This is a genomic window from Ruegeria haliotis (genome assembly GCF_013377785.1).
Classification (GTDB): domain Bacteria; phylum Pseudomonadota; class Alphaproteobacteria; order Rhodobacterales; family Rhodobacteraceae; genus Ruegeria; species Ruegeria haliotis.
The window spans coordinates 1-1,336 of sequence record NZ_JABXWT010000056.1 but is presented as its reverse complement, the minus strand read 5'-3'; the positions used below and the strand labels follow the sequence as shown (position 1 = coordinate 1,336).

General features: G+C 55.6%; 1 protein-coding gene. It reads left to right on the top strand.

Going from position 1 to position 1,336, the window contains the following annotated elements; all coding sequences use genetic code 11:
* The first annotated feature begins 47 nt into the window (after positions 1-47).
* Complete coding sequence (locus HW561_RS23250; protein ID WP_176867761.1) at positions 48-1,082, top strand: IS110 family RNA-guided transposase; 1,035 nt, start codon at positions 48-50, stop codon at positions 1,080-1,082.
* The last annotated feature ends 254 nt before the right edge of the window (positions 1,083-1,336 follow it).

The following is a 1,336-nucleotide window of genomic DNA, read 5'->3' as shown; positions in this document are numbered from 1 at the left end:
AGCTCCCGATAGGATCACAGGAGATCTGTGAACAAGGGAGAAATACGATGGAATTTTTTGCCGGACTGGATGTATCGCTGCGATCATGTGCGTTGTGTATTGTGGATAGCAAAGGCGCTACCGTTCTTGAGCGCGAGTTGGCTTGCGATGTTGATGAGATCACCGCTTTTTTGAAGAGCTTCGGGCGTCCTGTTGTTAGGATCGGGTTCGAGGCGGGCACGATGAGTCAGCATCTGTTTTTTGGCTTAACGAATGAGGGTTTCGACGTCGTCTGCATGGAGGCTCGTCAGGTCAATGCTGCTCTGTCGACGATGCGCAACAAGACAGACAAGAACGATGCCCGAGGGATTGCGCAGATATTGCGGACAGGTTGGTTCAGCCCGGTTCACATGAAGAGCCGAGAGGCGCACGGAACACGCGCTTTGTTGAGCTGCCGCAAAGCCCTGCTCAACAAGACGATTGATTTAGCGAATGAGATGCGTGGGCTACTGAAGATCTTCGGACTTCGTCTGCCCAAGACTGTCCAACATGGCAGCTTCGATGATGTCGTGCGCCCGCTGATTGAAGTCGATGAGGTATTGGCACACGCCATGCGGCCGCTGCTGGATGCCCGCCGCGCAATATACAAACACTATCTTGCTTTGGACCGGCGGGTTAAGCGTGCGGCCCGCAACGACAACGTCTGCATGCGGATGATGACAGTGCCAGGCGTTGGTCCGATATCGGCACTTACATTCAAAGCCGCCGTCGATGATCCTGCTCGCTTCAAAAGTTCCCGTACCGTTGGTGCGCATTTCGGCCTTACACCTCGACGATATCAGTCGGGCGAGCACGACAACCCCGGTCGAATATCCCGAGCGGGAGATCGAGATGTTCGCGCAACCCTGTACGCCGCAGCGAGTGCATTGCTGATGCGAACGATGGCTGGGTCGCAGATCAAGTCATGGGGAATGCGCCTGATGCGGACGAAAGGCAGACGTCGCGCCATCGTTGCAGTCGCGCGCAAACTGGCTGTTTTGCTACACCGCATGTGGACTGATGGCACCGAGTTCCGTCCGGAAATGGTGGAGGGTAAGGCATGATCTGAACCACCCACCAAAAAAACCGAACGGGGTCGTCCTCACCGGACGAGGTTTGTGGAAGAAGCCGAATATGTCTGCTGCGCAACGAGAAGCGCGTCCCAAAGCGAGGCTCTCCACTGCCAATCCGACACTTGCGTGCAGCGGTGCCATCTGAGCATCAAACAGACTGCGAAGAGAAGCGTGACCCGGATGAGTGACAGGTCCCCCTTCAAACGAAGGAAAACGAGCTTGACCCAAACGCCCAATTAGAGAAG